General features: G+C 51.6%; 10 protein-coding genes. 1 reads left to right on the top strand and 9 read right to left on the bottom strand.

Features of this window, described 5'->3' with window-relative positions; genetic code table 11:
* Positions 1-61: 61 nt before the first annotated feature.
* The 5 genes from RID21_RS15305 to RID21_RS15285 all read right to left on the bottom strand — a co-directional run bounded on the left by RID21_RS15305 (position 62) and on the right by RID21_RS15285 (position 6,679).
* Positions 62-1,846 carry a type II and III secretion system protein family protein gene (locus RID21_RS15305; protein WP_350190266.1) on the bottom strand — a complete coding sequence of 595 codons (1,785 nt, stop codon included), beginning with the start codon at positions 1,844-1,846 and terminating at the stop codon, positions 62-64.
* Between the two features lie 151 nt (positions 1,847-1,997).
* Positions 1,998-3,044, bottom strand: coding sequence for a Flp pilus assembly protein CpaB (gene cpaB, locus RID21_RS15300; protein ID WP_350190264.1), 1,047 nt, complete (start codon positions 3,042-3,044; stop codon positions 1,998-2,000).
* Positions 3,045-3,335: 291 nt separating this feature from the next.
* Positions 3,336-3,887 carry an A24 family peptidase gene (locus tag RID21_RS15295; RefSeq protein WP_145440228.1) on the bottom strand — a complete coding sequence of 184 codons (552 nt, stop codon included), beginning with the start codon at positions 3,885-3,887 and terminating at the stop codon, positions 3,336-3,338.
* A gap of 636 nt (positions 3,888-4,523) precedes the next feature.
* Positions 4,524-4,697, bottom strand: a complete 174-nt coding sequence (locus RID21_RS15290) for a Flp family type IVb pilin (protein ID WP_144985973.1) — start codon at positions 4,695-4,697, stop codon at positions 4,524-4,526.
* 536 nt (positions 4,698-5,233) lie between these two features.
* Positions 5,234-6,679: a hypothetical protein gene (locus RID21_RS15285; RefSeq protein ID WP_350190262.1), complete on the bottom strand. Its 1,446-nt coding sequence runs from the start codon at positions 6,677-6,679 to the stop codon at positions 5,234-5,236.
* A 292-nt stretch (positions 6,680-6,971) separates the two neighbouring features.
* Here RID21_RS15285 and RID21_RS15280 point away from each other — a divergent pair, with 292 nt between their 5' ends.
* Complete coding sequence (locus RID21_RS15280) at positions 6,972-7,964, top strand: glycosyltransferase family 2 protein (RefSeq protein WP_502892619.1); 993 nt, start codon at positions 6,972-6,974, stop codon at positions 7,962-7,964.
* 44 nt (positions 7,965-8,008) lie between these two features.
* Here RID21_RS15280 and RID21_RS15275 read toward each other — a convergent pair whose 3' ends face one another.
* The 4 genes from RID21_RS15275 to RID21_RS15260 form a co-directional block, all read right to left on the bottom strand.
* Positions 8,009-9,742: a divalent metal cation transporter gene (locus RID21_RS15275; RefSeq protein ID WP_350190260.1), complete on the bottom strand. Its 1,734-nt coding sequence runs from the start codon at positions 9,740-9,742 to the stop codon at positions 8,009-8,011.
* 319 nt (positions 9,743-10,061) lie between these two features.
* Positions 10,062-12,752 (bottom strand): M16 family metallopeptidase, encoded by a 2,691-nt coding sequence (locus RID21_RS15270; RefSeq protein WP_350190258.1) that lies wholly within the window; start codon positions 12,750-12,752, stop codon positions 10,062-10,064.
* Between the two features lie 173 nt (positions 12,753-12,925).
* Positions 12,926-13,867 (bottom strand): rhomboid family intramembrane serine protease, encoded by a 942-nt coding sequence (locus RID21_RS15265; protein ID WP_350190256.1) that lies wholly within the window; start codon positions 13,865-13,867, stop codon positions 12,926-12,928.
* A 121-nt stretch (positions 13,868-13,988) separates the two neighbouring features.
* Entirely contained in the window at positions 13,989-14,969 is a 981-nt protein-coding gene (locus RID21_RS15260; protein WP_350190254.1) for a hypothetical protein, read from the bottom strand.
* Positions 14,970-14,971 lie beyond the last annotated feature (2 nt).

The following is a 14,971-nucleotide window of genomic DNA, read 5'->3' as shown; positions in this document are numbered from 1 at the left end:
TTAATTCTTCCCTCTGATTACTCTATTATCGAATCAGCGCGGGGCGGGTTTTAAATTTTTTCTAGCCCCCCGGTCCAATTAAACCAGGCTGTCCTTTGGGTGGTGTACTTAAAGTCCCCGGTTTAGGAGCCGGTGCGGGATTTCCCGTTTTCTGTTTCGCTTTCCACTGTCCCTGCTTCCCCTCGGTCAGGTCGGGAACTTTCATCCCCTGAGCACCGGCAACCGGTTTCGCGGGAGCCTGTTGCATCTTCTGCTGTTCCTGCAGGGCTTTCAGTTCCTCAGGAGACATCGCGGGCTTATGAATCACCTCAGACTGGATCGTCGGCGGTGCAGGGGGAGGTGGCATCTGCGACCGGGAAGCGGGTGGCAGTACATTATCTTCCATCTGCATCATAGACTCAGGACTGATTGGTCCAGGCACTGAATAGCGGCAGTCAGGACATTTGTCTCCATAGCTGGGAACTTCCAGCACTCCATCTCCGTATAATTCACGATCGGTCGGTGTCGCGGTAAACCGCCCCGGTCCTCCCGGAGGAATCTGTCCCGCTTTCAGTGGTGAGACCAGTTCCGGAGTCACCATGATCACGAGCTCCGTTTCGCCTTCCGTATAACGTACCCGGCGGAATGCAGCTCCCACGACAGGCAGTTCGCCCAGGAAGGGAGTCTTGGATGTCTCAGCAGTTTTACGGCTGGAGATCAGACCGGCAATAACCATAGTCTCACCAAAGTTCATTTCCACTGCCGTATTAGCCCGCCGTACGGTCAGACCGGGAACCGTAGTTCCGGAAACCTGAACCGCGTTGGAGAAGTCACGTTCACTGACTTCAGGTTGTACCTCAAGTCGCAGACGCCCATTCCCCAGCACGATGGGAACCGCTTCCATGCGAACACCAAACTCACGCCATTCGATGGTCACTGTTCCCAGGCTCTGAGGTACGAGAATCGGAAATTCACCACCAGACAGCAGGTTAGCAGGGCGGCCACTGGTGGTAACCAGTTCCGGTTCTGCCAGAATTTTCAGTAAAGCTTCCTGTTTTAACGCTTCGATGAAGGACTGGAAGATGCTGTTATCGCCAACGAGACCAAAGCCCATTGTGGCATTTCCCAACAGCTGCTGAGAAGCAGTCAAAGCCGGTGGACCACCGAAGGGAACAGAAATCCCCGTTAGCGGCACCAGTGACCCCGGGTTACTGTAAACATATCCGCTCTGGTTCAGGAACAGCCAGTTCACGCCCAGCTGCCGAATCTTGGAACGTTGCACTTCCATGATTTTGACTTTAAGCAAAACCTGCTGCACACCAGCCAGCTTCATCTGATTCAAAACGCCGTTGGGAAAGAACTGTTCTGCGATTTCGACCATTTCGGTAATCGCTTCGGGCTCAGTCACCCAGCCTCGCAGTACAACCGAATCCTGTACCTTGATCGCGGTAACAGATGAGCGGGGAAAGAGCTCTTTAAGATAGGCCTGCAGGTGACGGGCATCCCCACTGACGAAGGTTTCTACCGAATAGATCTTTCCGTTTTCATCAGTAATGACCAGAGTGGTCACTCCTGGCACCAGAGCCTGCACTCGAATCTCGTTGGGAGTCAGTGCGGTGACATTCAAAACCGTGGGATCAAATCCGTCGACACGCTTGATTTTGCCGGGAAACTTCAGAATCTTGGAGAACTTTTCGGTCACTTCCAGTTTCATCTGCTCGGATGAAACCTGGACAACCGGCTCACTGGCTCCAGGCGGAACGGGTGGTTCGTTCTGTGAGTACGCCGTGGTGCTGATCAGACTGAAGACCAGCGCCAGACAGAGTGAGAGTCCATGAACTTTGAAGATTTTGTTGAAGGCCAGCATCCGTGCCCCTTGCTTTTAACAATTGAGTTAACCAGAGCCCCCTGAAGAGAGCCCTGGTATTACTCAGAATCGGTTATCAGTTTGTGCCTGCCAGGCCATCCTGCCTGTCTGGGCGATCCCCTGCCTGGTGAAACAGAGCAGGGGTCACACTTCAATTGATTTTCTGTTTCTGTCTTTTCGTAAACGAATCCCACAGATTTTTCAGAGCTGCCTGCTGGTCACTCAGTTCCTCTTCCAGCAGTTCCACTTCCTGAACAATTTTTTCTTCGCCTGAATAAATTTCAATCTGCCACATTTTCTTTTCTTCTTCCATCGGCTCGACTTCGACTTCAGCAGAGGTCATCATCTGAGGCTCCTGCTGTTGATCGAGAAACTCTTTGGCCGACTTCGTATTTTCCTGTGACTGCTTAACAACAGGCTGTTTGTCTTCTTTTACATCGCCCTGTGCTTCTTCATCATCCTGCAGATATTCACTGCCATCAATTGAAAAGACCTCTGCCAGTTCCTGATCGTCAAACTGCACGTCCTCGGTGTCGGAATCATCTGATTGCGACCGCAGGGCGAGGTGAACTTCTCCTTTTTTCTCAGCCAGTTTCAGAATTGCTCCTTCACGGGGAGAGAGCAGTAACGATATGTTCTTGGACTTGACCTGATTGCTTTCGGTTCCACCAACGTCAGTGAGATGATCCGTGGCAAAGATCTTGACGCGTTCCAGAATTACTTTAGTGATGGTCGACAATCCCCCCTGTTGCTTTCGCGCCGTGAATGTCACATACACATCAACAAAGTCACCCGGGAGTATCAAACCACTGTGTGTTTTGGTCATATCGACCGATGTCGTAAAGACCCGTTTTCCATCTGGAATTTCAACTGATGCGCCCCTTACACCTTGTTCACTGAGCTTCGCTTTCATCACGATTTCGCCAGGAACGGCCCGGGTTTTAATAGAGCGCTCTTTATATTCTTCCAGCTTTGTAACTGAGCCTTCTGGTATTTGATCAATGGGCCATGATTTAAACTTCACGTTGGATTCCGTCAGGGGAGTCCCGGGAGCAATCTCGGAAATGGTCACCAGCACGTTCGCTCGTTTGACTTCTTCCTTCTGATTATCCCGATTCAGGACCTGTCGGACGCCCAACATCGCAACTAAACCACAGCCGACTGCGACTACCAACATCATCAATGACTTCAGTTTCATTTCTGTCACCCGTAAAAGAGAAACACATCAGCGACACTCATGTTTCTCACAGGCTCACAGGAGCACTGTGAATCGAAGTGACTGACCCGATGGGCAACTGCTTTCACAGTACAACAGAAAGAACTTCCGTCATCATGGTCAACATCGGCACTCAGAGAGCGTTCGCTTCAATTTATAACGATTTTATCGTTTAAAATAATCATTCCGATTGGGGCGACCTCTTCGGCATTTCAACCAAAGAGGCCACTACTCTTATTTCACCTATTTTCACAGACTGCAAATCAGCCAGTTTTACAGCAGGCCGGCATAGAAGAAGTAGGCGATTGATCCGATGCAGATCGGAATCCCGTAAGGCAGCAGGTACATGGTAGGCTTTCGTTCTTTGGCAATCCGGGAGAGTTCCCGTGGGTTCTTGACGGAACGCCATTCGTCCAGGATCACGATCGCCTGCCCCAGGTGCTTGTAAAAGCTCTTGCGGTAGAGCACCATGCCGACAGCCATCACGGCTCCCACAACGGTTGTCACACAGAACGCATAGAAGGTGATTTTCACTCCCAGCCAGGCACCAATGCCGGCCATCAGTTTGACGTCACCCGCGCCCATGCCACCGACGCTATACAGCGGGAGCAGAGTAGCCAGTCCGACAGCCATTCCCAGCAGGCCCCAGCCCAGGCCAGCCAGACCACCGGTCCAGGTCATGTAGACCAGACCGGAAAGAACCATCGGATAGGTAATCCAGTTCGGAACCCGCAGTTCTTTACCATCAATGTAAGCAGCGTAAATCAAGACGATGGAAACAAACTTAACATGCCAATTCTCGAGAAGTAACTGATGCCAATCCATCAATCTGGCCTTTCTTATTTCAATCTGAGTGAAATGTGATTGAACACATTTCCTGAGGGATAATTCTTGTCAGTAAATTTTACAACCCAGGTAAGTCTCACTTTCGGTGAGTTCCACCGCCGTTCGAAGCAGAGGAGCTGAGCTGCGATCAGTTGTATGCTTATTATTCAGTCTAGGTCACAGACCGGGCAGGGCAGGGAATATCTTGAAAAAACAACTGTTTTTCCACGCCACTGAAGGGCCTGCATGAGAAGGCCACACTGTCTGTTGAAACGCCGGATTATTGAGACAATCGACGGCAGAATCACCGGCCAGTCTGCGAGACTGGTCTGACAGTGTGCCATTTTTTGATCGGGCTTTAGATGCGGCTGCCGGTCAGCAGTGAAGTGAACCAGACAATGACCATCATAATCATCATCATAAATTCCAGAACTGCTCCTGCGTGGGCATCAAAATAGTACGGAAACATACTGCACTCTCCTTGATTTTTAACAGTGATTGAAACACGTGGGGATTCCATTGCCGGGGCAGGCTGAGGCCCTGAATTTCAGTGTCCCGTTACGCAAGAAAACGCTCAGCCGAATGGTTCGACTGAGCGGTTTTCTCGTAGATTCGTTGCGATACAGATCGCTTCGATTAGGTCAACGCATCACGAACCTGTTCGAATTTCGCATTGGCGTTTGTACCAACAGCCTGGATGGCAGTCAGACAAACGATGACGATCAGAGCCAGCATGACAGCGTATTCAACAGCTGTAGGACCATCTTCTGATACCAGGAAATTCTTGATGCTCTTTGTCAGATTCTTCATTGTTGCTCTCTTTCTTTCCAATTGGAGTCGAGTCATGAACCACATGCATCGACAAAACAACCAAGCCATGGTAATGAACCACAGCTCACCCGAAACATTGCCTCCCTGAGTGACGTCCTCGCAGGAAGCGTCCAATATGCCCCCCTCTTAGAAGAGCTTCATTCTGTAAACGAAGAATGTTCACAGAAAATATTGGTGTAGATTGGACTCATATGAAAACGGAAATTTCTTTCCGATATGATGTCAAACTTGTTTTGCAGCGCTGATCCGTTTTCACTTTCAGGATCAAACTTCTGCTACCTAAACCTAGGTCACGGGTTAAAACAGTCAAGCAGAGAAAGAAAAGATTTTTGGATAATATTTGCCGGTTTCATAAAAGAAACACTCAAGTCCGCGGAAACCACTGTCGGGACAGCATCTGTTATTTGCCTGTTGAGAATCGACAACTCGAATTTATTTTCGTGTCGCAAGACGGGAATTCACCTGAAGAAAGCAAGCCTGTCCTCGCAGGGTAACGGAGCATCTTCGCAGGGGCGTTATTCTGCCTGCCAGTCCTGGAGCTTCTGCTCAATCCGTTCCTGATCCAGTCGGTCCGGATGCGTGTCGCGCAAAGCCCGCTTGAGGATCTCAACCGCCTGAACGGAATCTCCGCGCTGATGATAACTGTTCGCCAGTTGAATCTGCACGACCGGTAACTGGGGCACCTGCTGCGCGGTATATTGCCACAGGTTCATGCCATTTTTCCAGACACTCAGGTAGTGAGAGGTCTGCAGACTGAAACGAGTGAAGAGCGTCAGCACCAGAACACCAAACACAGCCGGCACCAGATAGCCTGACACGCATTGTCTGCCAAAATATCCTGTGAGCACACGAATTTTAAGTTGCTCCAGAATCTGATAAACGCCGCTGAACAGCAATGCAAAAAACGGAATGCAGGGCAGATACAGATAGCGGTCATTCATCAATGTCGTGATCGGGAACAGGTTCAGCACCGGTAACAGCAGGAGCAAAAACGTGGCGCCCGCGAACAGAATCAATGGATTTCGTCTGCCCATCCGCACAAACAGCGCCGCTGCGCTCAGCCAGCAGACGACCGACAACAGTACTAACTGACCAATGCCTGAAACAGGCGGGTCGTACAGCACCGAACGGCTCTGAGGCCAGATCAGCATCTGCACATATTTGGACATAATTACGCTGTCAACAGAGAGAATTTCGAGCTTGCTCATACCGAAGTGGTCGCGCACGCCTCCCAGTTCACTCGTCTGTGCCAGCATGGTAATCACCAGTAGGAGCAGGGCACAGCAGCTCGGGAAGATCTGTCGCTTGACCGCTTCCCGGAAGGGAACTTTTGCCACCCAATAGTCGTAACAGAAGACAATCGCCGGCACGACGACTGCCAGTGCCTTGGAAAGCAGCGCTCCGATGAAACAGACAAATCCCCAGGTATTCTGTTCGAGTGTCCGCTCGTTTCTCAGCCAGTACCAGAGTGCAGCCAGGATGAACGCTCCGGACAGCAGCCCTTTTCGTGAAGAGATCCAGACCACGGTTTCAACCTGCACTGGATGAATCGCGAAGACCGCCGCCGTCGCCCAGCCCACCATTCGATTACCACTGAGCCGGGTGACCAGCAGATAAGCCAGTACCACATTGACCAGGTGCAGCAGAATGTTCGTCAGATGATATCCGCCGGCCCACAAACCATAGAGTGTATGATCAACCAGAAACGAAAAGACGGTCAGGGGCGCATAGTTTCGCGTCACCACTTTTGTAGCGACCAGCTGCAGGTTTTCGGGCTGCCAGCTCTTGATCAGCGGATTATGAATCACGTACCAGGGGTCATCCCAGTTGACAAAATCAAAGGTCACAGCCGCACCATAGCTGACCAGCACAACCAGCGCCAGCGAGATCAGCGGCAGTTGCTGACGCTTAATGGCCTGCCAGAGTTGCCAGGGCAGTTCGATTCGCTTTTGACCATTCATGAGATTAACACCATTTCTATCTGGATCCGCGGACGGAGTATCACGTACCCAAAACATAGTTTGAAATCCGTAAGCTGCAGACGCTTTGAAAAAAATGTTGCCTGAAGACAACATCCTTAGCGTGGACGGGCACGAGAGCCGGTAAAATCGATAGAATCGGAAGCATTTCAAAATCCGCAGGACAGCGCCCTCTATCACAGGCGCGAAGTGCCAAAAACGTGAACTAAGCTTAGATACAACATGATTTAAGCTGCCCGGCAGTGATCCACTTCACTTCATCTCGGAGAGTAACGTGCTCGATTCATCCACCAGTACTGAAAGCAACCAGAGTGTCGCCGTCCCCGTCTTTGCTCCTGACAGCGCCGAGATGATGGCCCAGTTTCAAAACCTGGAACCGCTGCTGGCCGAAATCGAACAGGCCTACACTCCACAGACTGATACGCCCCCGGCTCCGGCGGAACCAGTTCCCACTACGGGCAAGACCGTCGTCGTCATGCCGGCTTATAATGCCGCATCGACATTACTGAAAACACTCGCTGATCTGCCACATGATGCTGTCGACGAAATCATCCTGGTTGATGACGGCAGCACGGACGCCACCGTGGATCTCGCTCTACGGGAAGGGCTCACGGTCATCAGACACAAAGAAAACCGGGGTTATGGTGGGAATCAGAAGACCTGTTACCAGTATGCCCTGGAACATGGCGCTGAATACATTGTCATGCTGCACCCCGACTATCAGTACGACAGTCGCGTAGTCGGTCTCGCCGTAGAGCTACTCAAGCTGGATATCTGTGACGTCGTGATGGGTTCGCGGATCCGCACACGCAAGGAAGCGCTCGCGGGAGGCATGCCGGCCTGGAAATATCTTGCGAATCGGTTGCTGACCATTACTGAAAACATTGCCCTGGGTCAAAACCTGGGAGATTTTCATAGCGGTTTCCGCGCCTATCGCAGGGAAGTTCTGGAAACAATTCCATTCGAACGGAATTCCAATGACTTCGTCTTCGACAGCCAGTTCCTGGCACAGGCTGTTCACTTTCAGTTCCGCGTGGGTGACATCCCGGTTCCGGTCCGCTATTTTCCGGAAGCTTCGAGTATCAATTTCCGACGTTGTGTAAAATATGGCATCTGCACTCTGGCTGTGCTGGCGAGGTTCTGGGCACAACGACTGCGAATTCGTCCTTCAAAAATCTTCTTCAGTAAGCGGACCGATTCAGATACTGAGAATCGCGAGCAACTCCAGCAGGCTTCACAAAAAAAGGCAGGCACGCCGGAAAATTAATTCCAGCGAATGCCTGCCTTGAAGAAGCTTTTAACGCGGTTTCGTTATTCGACCGCGGGGGGCTGTTCAATCGGTGCGGGCTTGCGTACGAAGTGTACCACGATTGCCAGTCCGATAAAGATCCCCAGTGCAGTAAACCCGTATCCGGCAAAGCTGCTGGATTTGATACTGAACAGCGAACCGAAGGTCGCCAGCAGGGTGGCGATCCCCATGGCGATATTCCAGGCGAGCCGTTTGCCGCCGGTGGGAATCCGCTCGCCCAGAATCTGCTTTGAGTTCATCATAAAGAAGAACGTCAGGTAAGCGATCGGCAGCAGCACCATCCCGAACATTGAAGTCGGAACCGCCAGCCAGGCCTTGGCATCCCCTTTCCAGAAGAAGGAGCCGACTGACCCCGTAATCGCCGGCATGAAACAGCCAATCCGGTGATACATCCCTTTGGGTTCTACCCCCAGCATTTCGCAGAATACGAAACCGTTGATCAACATCAGAATGATGATGGTGGAAACGGCCATCGATAACACACCAATCCCGAAGACCAACTGTGAGACAGTGGCTCCCGCCAGCGGCTTCAGTGCAGAAGCCAGCTGGAAGGCATCTCGGTTGACCAACATCGCAGCCAGCTTACGTTCCGGCAGGGGAATTGCATCCCGTTTCTGCTCCAGTGCCTGTTGATCGCTCGACAGTTCCTTCCACTCTGCGGTGGAAACTTCCGCCTGAATCCGGCTGTCCAGCAGCTTATGGTACTGTCCCAACAAGCCCGGATCGGCCTGAACAACCTGTCCCTGTTCGTCTTTTTCCCCCAGCAGGCCCGCCGCCGGTTTCGCGTGGAACTGGGAAGCAGCTGCGATCACAACACAACTGGTCGCCAAAACGAATGGCACAAACAGTCCGGTCGAGAGGTCGAACATTGCCAGACCACGGAAGTCCTTGTCCCAGCCTTTGGCCCGCATGGAGTAGGGTAACAGGAAGGTCATATTGATACCGACGGCTGTCGCTGCTGCGGTGATCATCACCTTCTGCTGATTGCCGACAATCAGATTTTTCCAGTAATCGGCATATTGTCCCGCTTCGGATAAAACACCCGCAAACTCAGGAGAGGGATTATTAAACAGACTGAAATTAGGAATATAGCCTGCCAGAATCCTGGCCCAGTCCAGATCGTTTGTGGAAAGGCTCATCTTGATGACCACACCAAAGAAGCAGATCACCACGATCCCGACCAGGATCTTCAAAATCCCTTCAAACAGCTTGATGCCCCATCCGCCCGAATCGTAGAACCAGATCACAATCCCGGAAAGAACGAACATCATCGCGACCGCTAAGATTTTCCCGCTGTCATCATTGGTAAACAGTTCGGGGGCCAGGTTCTGCTGGAGCGCCGCGGTTCCCAGTGCATACTGAGGCATACACCAGACCAGGTTAGCCATCAGAGTCGCAATCGCCCAGCCCCAACCGAGAACCGGGTTAATGTGTGTATTGATCGCCGTGAAGGGACGTTCTTTGGTGGAGAGTGCAACGTAACCAATGGCACTCAACATGATCACACCCATGATCATCGCCAGTGGCTGCAGCCACATCAGGTGATAACCGGAGAGAATCCCCAGGTAGAGACCACCGGCCAGGGACCCGCCCCCCAGTGTGATTGCACTCTGCAACCAGCCGGGACCGGAAAGTTTTGTGTATGCCAGTAACTTGGCTCCCGTACCACGCTGTTTGGCATCCAGAATTAACTGGCGATCTTGTTCAATCCGGGAATTGTCTGCTTCGTCTGTCATTGCAAACTCTTACTATATCTGTATTTATCGGGCGAGGGAAATCGACTTTGTTTATGAGACAAGAAGCCCAAGGTAACCAGTTCCAGAGCGAGAATCAAGCATCGTTGATTGAAGGCAGCCGACTTTCAGCTAACAATCAACCGTCGATCGATCACAGTTGAAAGCAACTACACCACGTTAAAACAGCTCAGCCTGAAACAGGGAGATAGTAAAGGAAGTTAAATAAGAGTTGCGGACCATTAATCAAAAAGAGCGGCTCAAACCATTCCGTTTGAGCCGCCCGAATCAGATTAGATTAACGATCCACAGATCAAAAAGACTACTTCTTCAAACTCCCGGAGACCGTGATAATCAGGTCTTTGGGATTGATGAATTTAGCAAACGCTTTCTGAGCCGCTTCGGCTGTGACCGCATTGATCTTCTTTTCCAGATCAATGTAATAAGTCATGTCACGCTCAGCGAACAGGTTCGTCGTCAAAATCCCGGCCAGTGAAGCATCGCTGGTCCGCGAAACTTCCTGTTGTTCCAGGTAGCCTTTCTGGGCATTCGCCAGTTCTTCACCTGTGATGCCTTTGGCAATCAGCAGTTCCAGCTCTTCTTTGATCGCAACTTCGACCTTTTCCATATTGTCCGGGTTGCAGCTGGCGTAGATTGATATCGATCCGCGGGGATCGACATTGTCTGCGTGAATGAACGCTCCCACGCCATAAGCCAGACCTTCCTTCTGACGTACCCGGTCACCCAGTCGTGAGGAAAGACCGCTGGACCCCAGAACCGAACCGGCGACAATCAGATCCGGGTACTCGGGAGACATGCTGTTCATCGGAAATGTCAGACCGGCGAAATAGAATGCATTCGCTTTGTCGGGAATGATGATTTCCGTCAGTTTGCCGGGAATCTTATGTGGCTCGGATGGGATATGAGCATAGTCGGCAGGAGATTTCCAGTCGTTCAGCACGGTTCCCAGCTGCTCGAAGATTTCCTCTTCTGCGAAATCACCGACAACGGCGATTTCACCCACGGAGGCGCCCAGATAATTCTCATACAGAGACTGCAGATCACTCTGCGTCAACGCTTTGACGCGGGCTGTCTCTTCATCGATATCCGGGACATAACGGGGATCTTCGGGAGCATAGGGCCGCAGTTGACGCCGTACCGAGAGAATGGCCCGCGACTGAGGATCGGTTTTCTGCTTATCCAGCATCGCCAGTTGCTGTGTTTTCAGCAGTTCCAGCTCGCTGGCGGGCAGGGTTGGCTCACGCAGAATCTGACGCAGAATATCGAGCACTTTGCCCAGGCTGTCGCGGCGGGTTTTGATTCCTACATTCACTTCACCCGGAGAACCAGAGAGCGAAAGTTGTGCCCGCAGCTTGTTGAGTTCATCTTCGATCTGTTGACGCGTCAGGTTTTTCGTGCCCCGCTTCATGATCGCAGGCAGAAACTCACAAGCAGTCCGCTTGCCTTGCAGATTTTCCAGGTTCCCGTAACGCAGGGTCATTCTCAGGTTGACCTCTTCGCCACGAGTCTTCTTGGACAGTAACGCCACTTTCACACCACCGGGCAGTGTTTTAATTGTGGTCCGTTTATTGATATTCTCAGGAGAAACGTCGAAGTTTTCACCCGTCGCGACTGCTTCGCGGCCTTTGTAATCGCCGATCATCTTTTCAATGTCAGCCACCTGAGGAATGGCAACTTTCTGGCTTTCCTCTACGGGGACAAAGATCCCAACCGTCCGGTTGTTCTCTTTCAGATATTCATCGGCGACCCGTTTGACATCTTCGGGAGTCACTTTCTCCAGAGCATCTCGATACAGGAACCGCAGACGCCAGTCGCCCATCGCCACCCATTCAGAGAGCTCAACGGCGAGACGGGAACTGTTGTTTTCGGCCTGTTCGTACTGTTTCAACAGTTTCTGTTTGGCGCGGGCCACGTTTTCGGGAGAGATTCCTTTATCACGGACCTCCTGCAGGGTATCGAACATAATGCCCAGCACCACCTGCGGGTCATTACCTTTGATGACTTCCACCATCAACCGCAGTACGCCCGGATCGTGTAACGCAAAAATCGAACCCGATACGCTGGATGCTTTTTTCGTTTTCACCAGGGTCTGGTACAGAACGCCGGAAGGATCATCTGTAAGCGTTGATTCCAGTACATCCAGAGCCGCCATATCTTTGTGGGCGGCTGCGGGGATGTGATATGCGACGCCGACAACGGGGACTTCCCCAATGCGTTTCAGTGTCACGATCCGCTCGCCTTCCTGGGGAGGCTCTTCGGTGTAAGTTTTATCCAGCTTGCGCTCGGGACGGGGAATGGTGCCGAAATATTTGTTGATCAGTTGCAGAGCCTGATCCGTCTCGAACTTCCCGGCCACAATCAGCACGGCATTATCGGGCTGGTAATATTTTTTGTAGAAGGCTTTCAGACGATCGATTGGCACACGCTCAATGTCGGCCCGGTTACCGATTGTCGATTTTCCGTAGTTGTGCCATTCGAATGCGGACGCCATCACTTTTTGCATCAGCATGCGGGACGGGCTGTTTTCACCTCGTTCGAATTCGTTCCGCACAACCGTCATTTCTGAAGCCAGGTCTTCTGCCTTCACATAACTGTTCAGCATGCGGTCGGCTTCCATCTTCAGGGCGAATTCCAGATTGTCTTCGCTGGCGGGCAGTGTTTCGTAGTAATTCGTCCGGTCGTACCAGGTGGTTCCGTTGAACTGGGCACCACGGGCCTGCAGTTCTTTAGGGATATTCTGATGCGTAGGTGTCCCTTTAAACAACATGTGCTCCAGCAGGTGTGCCATGCCGGTCTCTCCATAGCCTTCATGCCGTGACCCGACCAGCAGTGTCAGGTTGACGGTCACCTTGGGGCTGGATGCATCAGGGAAGAGCAGCACACGCATCCCGTTACCCAGCTCATACTCCGTGATCCCTTCCACGGTACGAATTTTCTGAGGAGGAGCAGGGTTGTCTGCAGCAGTCACAAACGATTGGGAAACAAAACTCATTACAAACAGTACCCCTGCGGTTAAACTCCATTTTTGTCGATTCATCATCCGATATCTCGCTCCACTTGAGAGGTTCAGCAATATTAGTTGTTGTTCTTGACTCAGTAGTGTCGGCAAACTCTAACGAAATTATAGGCGATTGGCGGGAGGGCAACAATCACTGACAGCAGATTTCAGCCAGTTCGATTTGATTTGCCAGCCTCGCGCCACCACGTGGATGCCAGCCCGATGACGATACCGGTAATCAATCCGAATGCATGAGCCATATTGGCGATATTTCCTACCGCACCTGTCATACAGATAAAGAACCAGGCCATGAGGATGATCACCATATTGGGAGGCACATAAAACGACGATTGTGGATCATATTGGCTTTTCATCCACATATAGCCAAACAGTCCATAGACCACGCCGGAGAGCCCACCAAACCCGGGACCTCCGTAGGAAAAATGCGCGCCTCCCCAGTAAAACTGCGCCAGGTTAGAAGGGATTGCCAACAAGACCACCATCAAAGCCAGCTTGGTACTACCCCGATTGATTTCAATTGCCCCTCCTAACTGGTAGGTCATGAAACAATCGAACAGAATATGTAGAAAATTAAAATGCATGAAGATGGGGGTAATCAGCCGCCAGATCTCTCCCTGCCTGATATCCAGTAAACGAGTGTCATAACGAATCATATCCCCCGAAACCTGAAACGAGCAGATACTGAGTGCCTGACGAATTGGAATATTCCACTCACTGTACTTCATCAGCAGAAACACGACCACACTGACACCGATCAGCAGGGATGTTACCGGACAGCGACTGGTAAAAGGCTGATTCCAGGTATCACGCACTTTCACCTGACGTTTGACGGCCGCCCGGGCCTGGGCGATTCGTTCGTCCCGAATGGCTTCCGCCTGACGGGTGGCTGCCTGGTACTTCTCAGCGCCAGGATCCTCTGTGAATGCGGCCAGTTCCTGCTTAGCCTGTTCGACCTGATCTTCATCCAGGATCCAGATGTTCCACTCGTCACCGGACGTATCGATGTTTGCGCCGATCTCCTCTGTGAGCAGAAAGTCTTCGAACAGTTTCGCCTGCTGCTCTGAGGGCAGCGTCCCAATTTTTCGCATCGTGTTTACAATCCATGCCCCTGCTTAACAACATTGACTTCCATGTCAGGCATCAACGGACCCGCAGGTAAAACGGGAGAAATCAGTCCTGCTTCAGGGCAGATAAGTGAGTTTGAATTTGTTATTCTAAAGTTGTGCGATCAGACCACGGAGTATAATGGGCCCGCATGATAAAACCATAGGCTTCGCCCGGCTGATAGTCCGGAATAAACCATTGAAAATCCCAGGCGGGATTCTGCTTTCCCCCTCCGGTCGGGGACTGGGCAAACCAGATCTGATCCTGTGATCGGAATAGCTGAGTATAAGCATAATTGTCACGAATACCATAGTACCACGGACGCGAATACACATAAGCAGAGGGGTGGTTAACCAGAGTCAGAGGGAAATCTTCAGTAACGCGCGGCAAGAACCGGACTCCTGCAGGGGGATGTGTACTGTCGACTCCATGTGCGGGTGTGCGGGCATGTAAAAAATGTTCGCCCTGATCCGTTGCTTCTTTCCGCTTCCCGTAAAAATGAATCCGACGATCCTGGGGGGCTTGAATGTAACTGGCCCAGAACAAGCCGATATAGCCATTTTTGAACAGATCCGCATGCGGGATACACTCAAACGTGTATTCGATCGTTCCGTCGTCCAGAATCTGGTAACGACCGCAGCTTTCCAGTTTCCAGTTCGGCGTCGGTGCCTGGTAGAGTTCAACCGTATCAGCAGAGATCAGCCGTAGTTCCATAGGAAACTTGCGCGGTTCAAACTTTTCCGGCAGCCGGGTCGTCCCATCGTGAATGTGCTCAAAGTTGAGTCCCGCCAGCGCGGGAACAAACAGATTCTCTTTCTGCCCTGCATACTTGAGTGAAGCCAGACCATTATAGCCGGCGCGGTGCCCCGGCAGCTGTTCGGTATCGACGGCCGCATTATCGACAATCACCGCTGTCACTTTACCTCGTTTTAATACGAAAAAGTGGTCATCGGTTGTACGATACCTGACCTGAGAGTTAGTCAGACTGGTGACTCCCGGGGCTGCCAGGGGATGCCTGGCTGATAACGGACTCACCATAAAACAACATAACACCAGACCAGCCAGAGCGCACCGGATCCAGTTCATAT

Origin of the sequence: Gimesia sp., from assembly GCF_040219335.1 — a bacterium.
Lineage (GTDB): Bacteria > Planctomycetota > Planctomycetia > Planctomycetales > Planctomycetaceae > Gimesia.
The sequence above is the reverse complement of the archived record's forward strand: the minus strand, read 5'-3'. Positions and strand labels throughout refer to the sequence as shown.

Excerpts from the sequence above, each read along its gene's own strand:
- RID21_RS15305 (WP_350190266.1), bottom strand. The coding sequence starts at position 1,846 with ATGCTGGCCTTCAACAAAATCTTCAAAGTTCATGGACTCTCACTCTGT.
- cpaB (WP_350190264.1), bottom strand. The coding sequence starts at position 3,044 with ATGAAACTGAAGTCATTGATGATGTTGGTAGTCGCAGTCGGCTGTGGT.
- RID21_RS15295 (WP_145440228.1), bottom strand. The coding sequence starts at position 3,887 with ATGGATTGGCATCAGTTACTTCTCGAGAATTGGCATGTTAAGTTTGTT.
- RID21_RS15290 (WP_144985973.1), bottom strand. The coding sequence starts at position 4,697 with ATGAAGAATCTGACAAAGAGCATCAAGAATTTCCTGGTATCAGAAGAT.
- RID21_RS15285 (WP_350190262.1), bottom strand. The coding sequence starts at position 6,679 with ATGAATGGTCAAAAGCGAATCGAACTGCCCTGGCAACTCTGGCAGGCC.
- RID21_RS15275 (WP_350190260.1), bottom strand. The coding sequence starts at position 9,742 with ATGACAGACGAAGCAGACAATTCCCGGATTGAACAAGATCGCCAGTTA.
- RID21_RS15270 (WP_350190258.1), bottom strand. The coding sequence starts at position 12,752 with ATGAGTTTTGTTTCCCAATCGTTTGTGACTGCTGCAGACAACCCTGCT.
- RID21_RS15265 (WP_350190256.1), bottom strand. The coding sequence starts at position 13,867 with ATGCGAAAAATTGGGACGCTGCCCTCAGAGCAGCAGGCGAAACTGTTC.
- RID21_RS15260 (WP_350190254.1), bottom strand. The coding sequence starts at position 14,969 with ATGAACTGGATCCGGTGCGCTCTGGCTGGTCTGGTGTTATGTTGTTTT.